The organism is Dactylosporangium thailandense (assembly GCF_059739745.1).
Window position 1 is genome coordinate 2,488,024 of the sequence record NZ_AP029195.1, and the last position, 12,956, is coordinate 2,500,979.

The 12,956-nt window shown below is 71.8% G+C and carries 13 protein-coding genes; 12 read left to right on the forward strand and 1 reads right to left on the reverse strand.

What is annotated here, in order from left to right:
- Positions 1 to 5 precede the first annotated feature (5 nt).
- A complete protein-coding gene (locus tag AC6JBM_RS10995) occupies positions 6 to 986 on the reverse strand; it encodes an MBL fold metallo-hydrolase (protein WP_497983496.1) in 981 nt (326 codons plus the stop codon).
- A gap of 86 nt (positions 987 to 1,072) precedes the next feature.
- Between AC6JBM_RS10995 and AC6JBM_RS11000 the strand changes: the two genes are divergently transcribed.
- The 12 genes from AC6JBM_RS11000 (at position 1,073) to npdG (ending at position 12,954) form a co-directional block, all read left to right on the forward strand.
- The gene (locus AC6JBM_RS11000) at positions 1,073 to 2,608 is read left to right on the forward strand and encodes an AMP-binding protein (RefSeq protein WP_497983497.1); all 1,536 of its coding nucleotides are present in this window, start codon (positions 1,073 to 1,075) and stop codon (positions 2,606 to 2,608) included.
- On the forward strand, positions 2,595 to 3,746 hold the full coding sequence (locus AC6JBM_RS11005) for an acyl-CoA dehydrogenase family protein (protein WP_497983498.1): 1,152 nt from the start codon (positions 2,595 to 2,597) through the stop codon (positions 3,744 to 3,746). Before AC6JBM_RS11000 ends, AC6JBM_RS11005 begins: the two co-directional genes overlap by 14 nt.
- A gap of 14 nt (positions 3,747 to 3,760) precedes the next feature.
- Positions 3,761 to 4,687, forward strand: a complete 927-nt coding sequence (locus AC6JBM_RS11010) for an acyl-CoA dehydrogenase family protein (protein WP_497983499.1) — start codon at positions 3,761 to 3,763, stop codon at positions 4,685 to 4,687.
- 72 nt (positions 4,688 to 4,759) lie between these two features.
- Positions 4,760 to 5,842 (forward strand): LLM class flavin-dependent oxidoreductase, encoded by a 1,083-nt coding sequence (locus tag AC6JBM_RS11015; protein ID WP_497983500.1) that lies wholly within the window; start codon positions 4,760 to 4,762, stop codon positions 5,840 to 5,842.
- Positions 5,839 to 6,807: an LLM class flavin-dependent oxidoreductase gene (locus AC6JBM_RS11020; RefSeq protein WP_497983501.1), complete on the forward strand. Its 969-nt coding sequence runs from the start codon at positions 5,839 to 5,841 to the stop codon at positions 6,805 to 6,807. Before AC6JBM_RS11015 ends, AC6JBM_RS11020 begins: the two co-directional genes overlap by 4 nt.
- Before the next feature lie 83 nt (positions 6,808 to 6,890).
- Positions 6,891 to 8,324, forward strand: a complete 1,434-nt coding sequence (locus AC6JBM_RS11025; RefSeq protein ID WP_497983502.1) for a class I adenylate-forming enzyme family protein — start codon at positions 6,891 to 6,893, stop codon at positions 8,322 to 8,324.
- Positions 8,321 to 9,310 (forward strand): LLM class flavin-dependent oxidoreductase, encoded by a 990-nt coding sequence (locus tag AC6JBM_RS11030; RefSeq protein ID WP_497983503.1) that lies wholly within the window; start codon positions 8,321 to 8,323, stop codon positions 9,308 to 9,310. The genes AC6JBM_RS11025 and AC6JBM_RS11030 overlap by 4 nt, the downstream gene beginning before the upstream one ends.
- Positions 9,311 to 9,320: 10 nt before the next feature.
- Positions 9,321 to 10,301 (forward strand): enoyl-CoA hydratase/isomerase family protein, encoded by a 981-nt coding sequence (locus AC6JBM_RS11035; protein WP_350617553.1) that lies wholly within the window; start codon positions 9,321 to 9,323, stop codon positions 10,299 to 10,301.
- Positions 10,298 to 11,281, forward strand: coding sequence for an LLM class flavin-dependent oxidoreductase (locus tag AC6JBM_RS11040; RefSeq protein ID WP_497983504.1), 984 nt, complete (start codon positions 10,298 to 10,300; stop codon positions 11,279 to 11,281). Before AC6JBM_RS11035 ends, AC6JBM_RS11040 begins: the two co-directional genes overlap by 4 nt.
- A complete protein-coding gene (locus AC6JBM_RS11045; protein WP_497983505.1) occupies positions 11,278 to 11,601 on the forward strand; it encodes a VOC family protein in 324 nt (107 codons plus the stop codon). The genes AC6JBM_RS11040 and AC6JBM_RS11045 overlap by 4 nt, the downstream gene beginning before the upstream one ends.
- Entirely contained in the window at positions 11,598 to 12,317 is a 720-nt protein-coding gene (locus AC6JBM_RS11050; RefSeq protein ID WP_497983506.1) for an enoyl-CoA hydratase/isomerase family protein, read from the forward strand. The genes AC6JBM_RS11045 and AC6JBM_RS11050 overlap by 4 nt, the downstream gene beginning before the upstream one ends.
- Positions 12,304 to 12,954 (forward strand): NADPH-dependent F420 reductase, encoded by a 651-nt coding sequence (npdG, locus tag AC6JBM_RS11055; protein ID WP_497983507.1) that lies wholly within the window; start codon positions 12,304 to 12,306, stop codon positions 12,952 to 12,954. The genes AC6JBM_RS11050 and npdG overlap by 14 nt, the downstream gene beginning before the upstream one ends.
- Positions 12,955 to 12,956 lie beyond the last annotated feature (2 nt).

Sequence of the window (12,956 nt, forward strand, 5' to 3'; positions counted from 1 at the left end):
GGCCGTTAGCGGGCTCGTTCGACGTGGCGGAGCAGGGCCAGGGTGTGCATGAGCGCGAAGCGCCGCGTGCCCGGGCCGAGCTGCTCCCACGGCTTCTTCCACGTCAGCCGCGGCGCGATCGTCCAGGCCGTGGCGCCCTCCTCGGCCAGGGCGCGCACCTGGTCGACCTCGGCCGCGTGGAAGGCGCGCAGCCCGGCCGCGCGCGTGGCCACGTGCTCGTAGGGGAACTGGTGCGCCGGGCAGGCGATGCTCGCGCCGAGGTCGCGGATGCGGTCCAGGGTCGCCAGGAGGTCGCCGGCCGGGTCGTCGCCGGGTCTGCTCACGATCGCCAGCTGGGTCGGGCCCTCGGCCATCATGGTGTCGCCGGTGAAGAGGACGCCGCGGGAGTCCAGGAACACCGTGTGGCCGTAGGTGTGGCCGGGGGACGGGACGGCGCGGATCGTCACGTCGCCGAAGTTGAGCTCCTGCTCCTGGGAGAGCAGGACGTCCAGCGACAGGGTCTCGTGGTGCTTGGCGACGTCCAGGGCCTCGGTGTACATCGTGTCCGCCACCGACGCCGGGGCGCCGGTCAGGTCCAGGGAGCGGCGCAGCTGGTCGAGGAAGCCGCCGCGGGCCGCCCGGACCGTGGCGAAGTCGTCGGCCCGGCCCATGGCGACGGTGGCGCCGGATGCGGCCCGCACGCGGTCGGCGAAGCCCACGTGGTCGGGGTGGTTGTGGGTCAGCAGCACGGCGCGGATGGTCTCGATGCGGTGGCCGATGACGGCCAGCGAGGCCTGGAACGCGGCCCAGCACGAGGAGTGGGCGTAGCCGGCGTCGATGAGCACGGGGCCGTCGCGGGTATCGGCGAGGAAGACCGTGATCGAACGCAGCGCATGGCCGTTGAGCGGGATCGGCACGGCCCAGACACCGGGGACGACCTGGGCGGGTTCCGGCACCTCACGGGCGCGGTAGCTCGCCTCGTGCGCCTCGATCGCGGGTATGGACATCGTCGGAGCGCTCCCTTACTGTTGGCGCCAACATACCGGATGGTCGGAATCAAACTCAAGCAACTGCAAGTGCAGGAGGACGGACGATGAGCGACGAGCGGACCGGCTTCCGGCTCTGGGCCGCCGCCGAGCCGGACCTGTGCGCGATCGTGGCCGCCGACGATCGGCGGATCACCTACGGCGAGCTCTTCGCCGAGGTGAACCGCATCTCGCACGGGCTGCGCACGCGCGAGGGGCTCGAGGTGGGCGACACCGTTGCGGCCGTGATGACCAACAGCCCGGGGATGGTCGCGCTGTACCTCGCCGCGATGCAGTCCGGCCTGTACCTGGTGACTCTGAACTACCACCTGACCGAGCCCGAGGTCGAGTACATCGTGCGCGACAGCGGGGCCAAGGTCGTGGTGGCCTCGGAGCGGGTCGAGGCGATCGCCACGGCGGCCGCCGGGCCGGGCGTGCGCGTCTATGTGGACGGCGAGCCGAAGCACGGCGCCGCGCCGATGCGAGACCTCACCGCGGGGATGCCCGAGACCAGTCCGGCCGAGACGCCGGCGGGTTCGCTCATGATGTACACCTCCGGCACCACGGGAAGGCCGAAGGGCGTCAAGCGGCCGCTGAGCGGGATCGACGCCGACACGGGCGCGCTGACCTATGTGTGGCTGTTCAAGGAGTTCGGCATGCAGCGGCCCGCGTTTGCGAGCTGGCTGGTCTCGGCGCCGCTGTACCACTCGGCCAACATCACGCCGGCGATGGGCGCCTTGCACGCCGGCGGCACGATGGTGCTGATGGACGGCTGGACCGCGGAGGGCTTCCTGCGCCGCGTCGAGCAGCAGCGCGTGACCGGCACGAGCATGGTGCCGACGCACTTCTACCGGCTGCTGCAGCTGCCCCCGGAGGTGCGGGAGCGGTACGACGTCTCGTCCCTGCGGTACGTCCTGCACGGGGCCGCGCCGTGCCCGCGGGAGATCAAGCAGCGCATCATGGACTGGTTCGGCCCGGTCGTGTACGAGTACTACGGCTCCACCGAGGTCGGCACCACGATCGCGCGGCCGCACGAGTGGCTCGCCCACCCCGGCACCGTCGGGCGCCCGGCCTCGATCTCCACGCTGCGCATCCTCGACGCCGAGGGGCACGAGGTGCCGGTGGGCGAGACCGGGATCGTCTACATGCGCCAGGGCGAGGACCGGGTCGAGTACCACAACGACCCCGGCAAGACCGACGGCGCCCGCCGCGACGGGCTCATGACCGTCTGGGACGTCGGCCACGTCGACGCCGACGGCTTCCTCTACATCACCGGCCGGGCCGCGGAGCTGATCCTTGTCGGCGGCGTGAACGTATACCCCGCTGAGATCGAGGCCGAGCTGGTCGCGCACGAGTGGGTCGCGGACGCGGCCGTCATCGGCGCGCCCGACCCCGAGTTCGGCGAGGTCCCGCAGGCCCACATCGTGCTGCGCGAGGGCGCGCCGGGGCCGGACGAGGCGGTGGCGGGCCTGCGGGCGCACCTGGAGCAGCGGCTGGCCAAGCCGAAGCGGCCGGTGTCGTACGTCGTGAGCCCCGCCCTGCCCCGGGACCCCAACGGCAAGCTCTACAAGGCACGGCTGGAGGTATCGCATGGACTTCGATGACAGCGACGCCGATCTCGCGTTCCGGCGCGAGGTCGGGGCCTGGCTCGACGGGGCGCTCGCAGACGTGCCCGACCAGGAGGAGCTGAGCCAGGACGAGCGCGAGTCGTGGTCGCGGGTCTGGCAGGACCGGCTGTGCGCGGGCGGCTGGGCCGGGCTGTCGTGGCCGGTCGAGCACGGCGGGCGCGGGATGGACGCGCTGGCGCAGGCCATCTTCAACGAGGAGGCCGCGGTCCGCGGGGCGCCGTACCCGCTCAACGGCGTCGGCATGATGCTCGCCGGCCCCACGATCATCGCGCACGGGACGCCCGAGCAGCAGGCCCGGCACCTGCCGGCGATCCTCTCCGGGGAGACGTACTGGTGCCAGGGCTTCAGCGAGCCGGAGTCCGGCTCGGACCTGGCCAGCCTGCGCACCGCCGCGCGCAAGGTCGACGGCGGGTGGCTCGTCAACGGGTCGAAGATCTGGACCTCCAACGCGCACAACGCGTCCAAGTGCCTGCTGCTGGCCCGCACCGACCCCGACGCGCCGAAGCACCAGGGCATCTCCTACCTCCTGGCGCCGATGGACCGGTTCACCGTCCGGTCCCTGGTGATGATCAACGGCGACACCGAGTTCAACGAGATGTTCCTCGACGACGTGTTCGTGCCCGACGAGGACGTGCTCGGCGGCGTCGGCAACGGCTGGAAGGTCGCGCTCACCACCCTGGCCTTCGAGCGGGGGAGCATGGCGCTGAACCTGTGGGTGTGGGCCCGCCAGGCCGTCGACCGGATCGTCGACCTCGCCATCGAGCGCGGGATGGACGGCGACGCCGCGTTCCTCGACACCGTCGGGCAGCTGCAGTGCGACGCCGAAGCGGTGCGCATCGGCTCCATGCGCATGGTCGGCGAGAGCCGGGCCGGGGGCGTGCCCGGGCCGGAGACCTCGGCGCTCAAGAGCCTCTGGGCCTCGACCGTCCAGCGGGCCAACCGCCTCGCCGTGCAGCTCGACGACGCGGGCGGGGTGCTGCTCGACGGCGACGGCGCCGCCGCCCGGATGCGCCGCTACCTGCGCTCGCGCGCCCACACGATCGAGGGCGGCACCGAGGAAGTCCAGAAGTCCATCCTCGCGGAGCGGGTCCTCGACCTGCCCCGCTCACGCTGAGCGGAGCCGGTGCGATGCGAGCCACCTTCACCCAGGAACAGCTGGAGATCGCCAAGACCGTCCGCGCCATCGTGGAGGACGCGGACTTCACCGCCCGCGACGCGCTGAGCGCCCCGTGGCGGGCGCCCTCCTGCGACGCGCCGCTGCTGAGCGACTTCGGGCTGCTCGGCGTCCCCGAGGCCGCCGGCGGCGTCGGCTCCGGGCTCATCGACCTCATGGTCGCCGTCGAGGTCCTCGGCGAGCTGCTGGTGCCGAGCCGCTTCCCGTTCCACGCGGCGGCCGTCCAGCTGCTGTCCAGCCGGACACTCCCCGCCGACGTGCTGGAGGGCCGCCGGGTCCTCACTCCGGTGCTGGACTCCTTCGCGGCCTACGCCGAGCAGGCCGACGGCTTCGTGGCCGGGGACCGCCTCGTCGATGCCGCCGAGGTCACCCCGCGGCGCTCGTTCGACCCGTCGGTGCCGTTGTCCGGCGTCGCGCTCGACCCGGTGCCGGCGGACACGACACAGCGGGCGGTCCTGGTCCTCGCGGCGCAGCTGTGCGGGGTGGCCCAGGGCGCGATCGAGCTCGCCGCCGCGCAGGCCCGCACCCGCAGGCAGTTCGGGCGGATCATCGGCTCGTTCCAGGGCGTCGCGTTCCAGCTCGCCGAGGCGGCCGTGGCGCGCAAGGCGGCGTGGGACCTGACGCTGTACGCGGCCTGGGCCGTCGAGCACGGGCGCTCCGACGCGGCGATCCAGGTGCACGCGGCCAAGGCAGCGGCCGGGCACGCGGCGGTCTTCGCGGCCGAGCGCTGCATCCAGGTCCACGGCGGCATGGGCATCACGATGGAGGCGGATCCGCATCTGTACCTCCGCCGCGCCTTCGTCCTGGACGCGCTGGGCGGCAGCGGGTCGTGGCACCGGCGCCGCACGGGCGAGCTGCGGGTCCAGTCCCGCCGCGCGTAATCGTCGACATCTTGCAGGTCAGGCACCTTTGGCACTAACATACCGGCTGGTCGGAATAGTTTGGGAGACGTCGTGAAGTTCGGCATCATGAACCTGTTCCCGGTGGGCGACGGCGTGTCCGACCACCAGGTCCTGCGCGAGACGCTCGAGGAGATCGGGCTGGCCGACGAGCTCGGCTTCGACTCCGTGTGGCTCGCGGAGCACCACTTCTCGAAGTACGGCATCCTCGGCAGCCCGGTGCACTTCGGCATGGCGGTCGCCGAGCGCACCAAGCGGATCACCATCGGCACCGCCGTGCTGGTGCTGCCGCTGCACGACCCCCTGCGCCTGGCCGAGGACATCGCCGCGCTCGACGTGCTCAGCGGCGGCCGCGTCTCGATCGGCGTCGGCCGCGGCTACCAGCCCTCGGAGTTCGCCGGCTTCGGCATCCCGCTCGCCGAGTCCAAGGAGCGCTACCAGGAGACCCTGGAGGTCCTGCGGCTCGCGCTGTCGCAGGAGAGCTTCTCGTACCACGGCAAGTTCTTCACCTACGACAACATCACCACCTACCCGCGGCCGTTCACCCCGGGCGGGCCGCCGATCCTGCAGGGTACGGTCTCCCCGGACAGCTTCCGCGACCGCGGCGCCGTCGGCGAGTCGATCATCACCTCGCCGAACTTCACGCCGTTGGGCATCATGCAGAAGAACTACGACCTGTACCGGCAGGCCATGACCGAGAACGGGTTCGACATCGCCGCCTACGACGTGCCGTTCATGCAGCAGGTCTGGGTCGGCGACGGCGACGAGGGCCTGCGGGAGGCCGCCCAGGCCGCGCTGAACTACTACAAGTCGGTCGGCAAGGTCATCCCCGGCTCCGAGGAGGCCATGGAGCAGGAGAAGAAGTACTACGCGGCGGTGGCCAAGAACATCGACCTGCTCACCCTGGAGCAGACGCTGACCCACGGCGGCAACTTCGGCTCCGCCCAGCGGGTCATCGAGACCATCGAGATGCTCGGCGAGCAGCTCGGCGTCAACCACTACATCGGCTGGCTGCGCATCCCGTCGCTGGACCGCAAGGCCGCGCTCAAGTCGATGGAGGAGTTCGCCACCAAGGTCATCCCGTACTTCCGTGCCAAGGACGCCGTCAAGCCGGCCGCCGAGGCGGTCGTCGGGTGAAGATCAGCTGCTTCCTGAGCGCTCAGTTCGACCCGTCCGCCGACCCCTCGGCCGGCATCGACGACGTCATGGCTCAGGCCGCCGCGGCCGAGGCGGCCGGCTTCCACGCCGTCTACCTCGGCCACCACTACCTCGCGAAGTCCGCGTTCGTGCAGCCCGTCCCGCTGGCCGGCTACCTCGCCCACGCCACCAGCCGCGTCCGCATCGGCTTCGCCGTCCTGCTCGCCCCGCTGTACAACCCGATCGGCCTCGCCGAGGACCTCGCCAGCCTCGACGTGCTGAGCAACGGCCGGCTCACGGTCGGCATCGGCGCTGGCTACCGCAAGCGCGAGACGACCGCGTTCGGCGTCGCCTGGGACGACCGCCTGCGCCGCATCCGCGAGTACGTGCCGCTGCTGCGCGCGCTCTGGAACGGCGAGACCGTCGACGCCGCCGGCTCCTGGGGCGAGGTGCCCGGCGCCTCGCTCGCGCTGCGCCCGGTGCAGCCCGGCGGCCCTCCGCTGTGGATCGGTGCGTTCGCGGAGCCCGCCATCCGCCGCGCCGCCCGCCTCGACTGCCCGTGGCTGATCGGCCCGAAGGGCAACGACGAGGAGCTCAAGCGCCTCCTGGGCGTCTACCACGAGGAGCGCGGCGGCAAGCCGGTCGAGCAGCCCATGAGCCGGGAGGCGTACATCGGCGACTCCTACGAGCAGGCCGCCGCCGCGGTCCGCCCGGACCTGCGGCGCCAGTACGCGGGCTACAAGTCGTGGGACGACGCCCAGAACATCGACGTCGACCGGTACATCGCCGAGGACTGCCTGGTCGGCGCCGCCGACGAGATCGTGGCGAAGCTGCGCCGCTGGGAGTCCGAGCTCGGCATCACCGAGGTGTCGCTGCGCCTGCAGTTCGTGGGCGCCGGCCAGGAGGAGACCATGGAGCAGATCGCCCGCTTCGGCGCCGAGGTCATCCCGCAGGTGCGCTCATGAGCGGTCCGGAGCGGAGCGGAGGGGCCGCTCATCATGAAACACAGTTTCCTCGTGCCGGCGCCGGAGCTTGCGGAGGTGTCGGCATGACCAATCTCGCGCACCTTGTCGAAGGGCGCGGCGACCGGCCCGGCCTCTACGGCGAGGACGGCCGCAGCTGGACCTTCGCCCAGATCGACCGCATCGCCGGCGGGGTCGCCGAGGACCTGCGCGAGGCCGGCGTCGGCCCCGGCGACCGGGTCGCCTGCCACCTCACCAACGGCCCGGAGATCGCCTTCTTCCTCTTCGGCGCCTGGAAGCTCGGCGCCGTCCCGGTGACGATCAGCAGCCTCTACAACGCCGACGAGCTCGCCGAGTCCGTCGCGAAGACCAACCCCCGCCTGCTGATCTCCGACGGCACGCTGGGCTGGACCCGCGAGGCCGACGTCCCCGCGGCCGACGTGGAGCCCGACGCCGAGGCCTGCATCCTGTTCACCGGCGGCACCACGACCGGCCGGCCCAAGGCGGTCTCCGTCACCCACGGCGGCACCCGCGCCTCCCTCGCCCGGCTGGCGAAGGTCTCCACCGGCACCGAGGCCGAGCTCACCGCCGCCCCCGACGCCAAGCCGAACCTCATCGCGCTGCCGCTGTTCCACAGCGGAGGGCAGCACTCGCTGCTGTTCGCGTTCCACGTCGGCCGCGCCGCCGTCGTCTGGGAGCGCTTCGGCATCGACCGGCTCGCCACGCTCATGGAGCGGTTCCGGTTCGACAACTTCTTCTTCCTGCCCACGATGGTCTTCGACATCGTGCACGCCGAGCGCGACCTGCCCTTCGAGGGCGTGAAGTCGGTGCTCGTCGCGGGGCAGGCGATCTCCTGGCCGGTGCGCAAGGCGTTCGAGGAGCGCTACCGGGTGCCGATCCTGGTCAACTACGGCTCCACCGAGGCCGGGCACATCGCCGGCTGGACCGGGCGGGACATGAAGGAGGGCCGGTGGAAGCCCGGCTCCGCGGGCCGCGTCTACCCCGGCGTCGAGCTGGAGATCCGGGCCGAGGACGGCACCGCGCTCCCGGTCGGCGAGGAGGGTGAGGTCGTCGTGCGTTCGGAGCTCACGAAGGGGTACGTCGACGACGCCGCCGCCTCGCGGGAGCTGGTCCGCGACGGATGGGTGCACACCGGCGACACCGGGTACGTGGACGCCGACGGCGTGCTGTTCCTCGTCGGGCGCAAGCGCGACATGATCAAGTGCGGCGGGTTCCAGGTGTGGCCGGAGGAGATCGAGGACGAGCTGCGCGAGCACCCGCTCGTGCACGACGTGCGCGTGCTCGGCCGGCCCGACGAGCGCCTCGGCGAGATCCCCGTCGCGCTCGTCGTGCGCGAGGCCGACGACGCCGTCTCCGACGACGATCTCGCCGGGCGGCTGGTCGCCTTCGTCCGGGACCGCCTCGCGCACTTCAAGACCCCGCGGCGCATCGAGTTCGTCCCCGCGCTCGAGCGCAGCGCGGCCGGCAAAGTGAGCCGTACCAAGGAGGTCCCCGCGTGAAATTCGGCATCATGGCCTCGCACCAGTACCCCCACGACGAGGACCTCGGCAGGCACCTCAGCGAGCTGTTCGGCACGGTGGAGCTGGCCGCGGAGCTCGGCTACGACTCGGTCTGGACGATCAACCACTTCCAGTCCAACCTCGCCACCCCGCAGCCGATCTCGATGATGGCCGCGCTCATCCCGCGCACCGGCACGATGCAGATCGGCACCGGCATCCTGCTGCTGCCGCTGTTCCACCCGGTGCACGTGGCCGAGGAGTTCGCCACCCTCGACCACCTCTCCGGCGGGCGGGTCATCCTCGGCGTCGGGGCCGGCTACCGGGAGAACGAGCTCGCCGCCTTCGGGGTCGAGCCCGACACCCGGTTCCGGCGCATGGACGAGAGCCTGCGGGTGATCCGCGCCCTGTGGTCGGGCCAGCCCGTCACCCACGAGGGCGAGTACTTCCCGCTGCGCGACGCCTCCATCGGCATCCGCCCGCTCACCCCCGGCGGGCCGCCCATCTGGGTCGGGGCGGGCGGCAAGCGGGCCGTGCGCCGGGCCGCCCGGCTCGGCGACGCCTGGTACGCGCCCGGCAACGCGCCGAGCAAGAAGTTCCTGCCCGAGCACATCGCCGTCTACGACGCGGCCCTGGCCGAGTACGGCAAGGACACCGTCAACGTCGAGCGCCCGGTCGGCGTCGAGCTGTACTGCGCGCCGAGCACCGAGCAGGCCGTCGCCGAGGGCCTGCCGCACGCCCGCAGCGAGTACGCCACCTACGCCGAGTACCCGGCCCTGCGCTGGCAGCGGGACCGCTTCGACGAGCTGGTCCTCAACACGCTGCTGCTCGGCTCGCCGGAGATGCTCATCGAGCGCATCGGCTACCTGCGCGACCTCGGCTTCAACCACCTCATCTTCCGGCCCGGCTGGATGGGCCTGCCGGCCGAACGGGTGCGCGCGTCGCTGCGCCTGTTCGCCAAGGAAGTCTTCCCCGCCTTCAACCACTAAGGACTACGCCGTGAAGAAGACCGAAGCCGAGCTGCTGGAAAACCAGTGGGACGTCGAGAACATGGAAGTCGACCCCGAGGTGCTCGCGAAGTACGTGCGCTACGACGTCGACGAGGCGCGGGCCGTCGCCACCATCACCTTCGACCGCCCCGAGCGGCTCAACGCGATCCCGGTGGCCGCCTTCGAGCGCGTCGGGGACCTGGTGCGGGAGGCCGAGACCGACGACCGCGTGAAGGTCATTGTGTTCAAGGGGGAGGGCGATCACTTCGGTACCGGCGCCGACGCCTCCGAGCTGGGCCACTACATCGGCTACAAGTCCGGCACCGACAAGGCCTCGCGGCGCCGCCCCGCCCAGCGCCAGCGGATCCTGCCCGACCGCAACGTGCTCAGCTCCGGCTTCACCCGCCCGATCATCGAGTCGCTGAAGGCCACGATCTGCCAGGTGCAGGGGTACTGCTACGGCGGGCACTTCCAGATCGCGCTGTCCGCGGACATCGTCATCGCCACGCCCGACGCGCGCTTCACCCACCCGGCGTTTCGCTACCTCGGCCCCGGCCCGCAGGACATGTACCACTGGATCGAGAAGGTCGGCCTGACGACCATGAAGGACGTCATGCTCACCATGCGCGCGATCGGCGCCGAGGAGGGCGAGCGCAAGGGCCTCGTCACCAAGGTCGTCGAGCGGCACGAGCTGCAGCAGTGGGTCGACGACTACGCCGACGCCATCGCCGTCATGCCGCTGGACTCGCTCATGATGGGCAAGTCGATGATGCAGATCGTGATGGAGGCCCGGGGCAAGGGCCTCGGCGCGATGACGGGGTGGGTCGGGCACGGCTGGGCGACGAACGTCAGCTTCGAGGACGGCGACTGGAACTTCCTCAAGGAGCGGCGCGAGAAGGGCATCGCCCAGGCCCTCGCCGACCGCGACCGGCTCGTGGCCCCGTACTTCCGCCTCAGCCAGTCCCGCTCCAAAGAGGACGACACCAAGTGAAGTTCGGGATCCTGCTGGACCACCAGTACGAGCCCGGCGACGACATCCAGCGGCGCACCGGCGAACTGGTCGAATACGTCCAGCACGTGCGCGACCTCGGCTTCGACTCGGTTTTCGGCATCCACCACTACCTGTCGTCGCTGAGCACCCCGCAGCCGCTGCCGCTGCTGTCCCGGCTCATCGAGCACTCCGGCACCATGCAGCTCGGCACCGGCATCCTCATTCTGCCGCTGGGCCACCCGGTGCACTGGGCCGAGGAGATCGCCACCATCGACCAGATGTCCGGCGGCCGGTTCGTGCTCGGCATCGGCTCCGGCTACCGCGAGGACGAGTTCGCGTCCTTCGGCGTCGAGCGGCGCACGCGGGTGTCGCGGATGAACGAGTCCCTCGAGGTCATGCAGCGGCTGTGGACGGGGGAGCCGGTCAAGTACGACGGCAGGCACTTCCAGCTGGACGGGGTGCGCTGCAGCGTGCTGCCGGCCCAGCGGCCCGGCCCGCCGGTGTGGGTCGGCGCCAACGGCCCGATCGGCATCGCCCGCATCGCCAAGCAGGGGCTGCCCTGGCTCGCCCCGTCCAACGTGCGGCGCAACTGGGCCGTCGGCAACCTCAAGGACTACCGCGAGCAGCGCGCCGCGGCCGGGCACTCCGAGGACGGCGCGGTCTTCCCGATCCACCGGGACCTGTGCATCGCCGACTCCTTCGACGAGGCCTACGCCCTGGCGGGGGAGGCGGTGCGGCGCTCCTACGGCGAGTACGTCCAGTACGGCATGGACTACTTCGAGTCGCAGTGGGAGGGCATCAAGCACAAGGCGCTCTTCTTCGGCTCGCCCGACGACATCGCCGCGAAGATCACCGACTTCGCCGACGGCGGCTACAACCACTTCGTGTTCCGCTCGCAGTGGCTCGGCCTGCCGATCGAGCGCTCGATGGAGATCGTCGAGCGGTTCGCCCGCGAGGTCATGCCGAGGTTCCGCGCATGAAGATCGGCCACCTCATCGTCCCCGCCGGGGACCTCGACGCCCAGGAGGCGTTCTACACCGGCCTCGGCCTCACCACCCGGTTCCGCGACGGCGACCGCTACGCGGCCCTGACCGACGGCATGGTCACCATCGGCCTGGCCGACGCCTCCCAGCAGCCCGTCCCGGGCCGGGTCGTGCTGAGCATCCAGGTGGACGACCTCGACGCGTGCCTGTCGAGCTTTCCCGGTGCCGTCGTCGAAACCGGCCCGCACGAGCGCCGGGCGGTCGTCAGCGATCCAGCGGGGAACCCGGTCGTGCTCTATGAGAGGCTCGCCTCATGAGCGTCGCCGTCGTCCGCCTGGATGGCCCCACGCTGACCCTGACGGCGAAGCTCAAGCTGCTGCAGGCGCTGCGCAAGGCGGCCGCCGACGACAGCGTGCGGGCCGTCGTGCTCACCGGCACCGGGGACGTCTTCAGCCGCGGCCAGGACCTGAAGGAGCTGGCCGCGGCGCTGCGCGACAATCCGGCCACGGCCGGTGACACCGTCGAGGCCCACTACAACCCGATCACGACGCTGCTCGCGACGATGCCCAAGCCGGTCGTCGCGGCCGTCAACGGCACCTGCGTCGGCGCCGGCCTCGGCTTCGCGCTCGCCTGCGACCTGCAGGTGTGGTCCTCCGCCGCCACCCTCTCGACGGCGTTCACCAAGATCGGGCTGACCTGCGACTCGGGCCTGTCGCTCACCCTCGTCCGGGCCGTCGGCCACGCCCGCGCGTCGCAGCTGATCCTGCTGGCCGAGCCGTTCACCCCGCAGCAGGCGATCGGCTGGGGCTTTGCCGGCGACGTCGTGCCGCCCGGGGAGGTCGAGCCGCGCGCCCTGGAGCTCGCGGCCCGCCTGGCCGGCGCCTCCGCCCCGGCCCTCGCGGCCTCGAAGCGGCTCCTGGCCGCGGCCTCGCTCGCGGAGACGCTGCGGGCCGAGGCGCGGGAGCAGGTCGCGCTGGGCCGGACCCCCGAACACGCCGCGCTCGTGGAGGAGTTCTTCCGTGACCGTTCGTGACCGCACGATCGCGGTGCTCGGCGGCACCGGCCCGCAGGGGCGCGGCCTGGCCCGCCGGTTCGCCGCCGCCGGGCTCGCGGTCGTGCTCGGCTCCCGTTCCGCCGAGCGCGCCGAGGCGACCGCGGCCACCCTGCCCGGCAACGTCCGCGGTGCGTCCAACGCCGAGGCCGCCGCGGCCGGGGACGTCGTGGTCGTCGCGGTGCCGTGGGAGGGCCACGCCGAGCTGCTGCGCGAGCTCGCCCCGGCGCTGTCCGGCAAGATCGTCGTGGACTGCGTGAACCCGCTCGGGTTCGACCAGCAGGGGGCGTTCGCGCTGGTGGTGCCCGAGGGCTCGGCCGCCCAGCAGGCCGCCGCGATCCTGCCGTGGTCGACCGTCGTCGGGGCGTTCCACAACGTCTCGGCGGTCGTCCTGGAGGACCCCGAGGCCGAGACCGTCGACACCGACGTGCTCGTGCTCGGCGACGACCGGGCCGCCACCGACCTCGTGCAGGAGCTGGCGTCCACGATTCCCGGGGTCCGGGGGTTGTACGGCGGACGCCTGCGCAATGCTCATCAGGTCGAGGCGCTCACCGCTAACCTGATCTCCGTCAACCGTCGTTACAAGGCCCACGCGGGCCTGCGCATCACCGACGTTTAAGG

What these genes read in the sequence shown, in the direction of transcription:
- AC6JBM_RS10995 (WP_497983496.1), bottom strand. Translation starts at nt 986, where the DNA reads ATGTCCATACCCGCGATCGAGGCGCACGAGGCGAGCTACCGCGCCCGT.
- AC6JBM_RS11000 (WP_497983497.1), top strand. Translation starts at nt 1,073, where the DNA reads ATGAGCGACGAGCGGACCGGCTTCCGGCTCTGGGCCGCCGCCGAGCCG.
- AC6JBM_RS11005 (WP_497983498.1), top strand. Translation starts at nt 2,595, where the DNA reads ATGGACTTCGATGACAGCGACGCCGATCTCGCGTTCCGGCGCGAGGTC.
- AC6JBM_RS11010 (WP_497983499.1), top strand. Translation starts at nt 3,761, where the DNA reads ATGCGAGCCACCTTCACCCAGGAACAGCTGGAGATCGCCAAGACCGTC.
- AC6JBM_RS11025 (WP_497983502.1), top strand. Translation starts at nt 6,891, where the DNA reads ATGACCAATCTCGCGCACCTTGTCGAAGGGCGCGGCGACCGGCCCGGC.
- AC6JBM_RS11045 (WP_497983505.1), top strand. Translation starts at nt 11,278, where the DNA reads ATGAAGATCGGCCACCTCATCGTCCCCGCCGGGGACCTCGACGCCCAG.
- AC6JBM_RS11050 (WP_497983506.1), top strand. Translation starts at nt 11,598, where the DNA reads ATGAGCGTCGCCGTCGTCCGCCTGGATGGCCCCACGCTGACCCTGACG.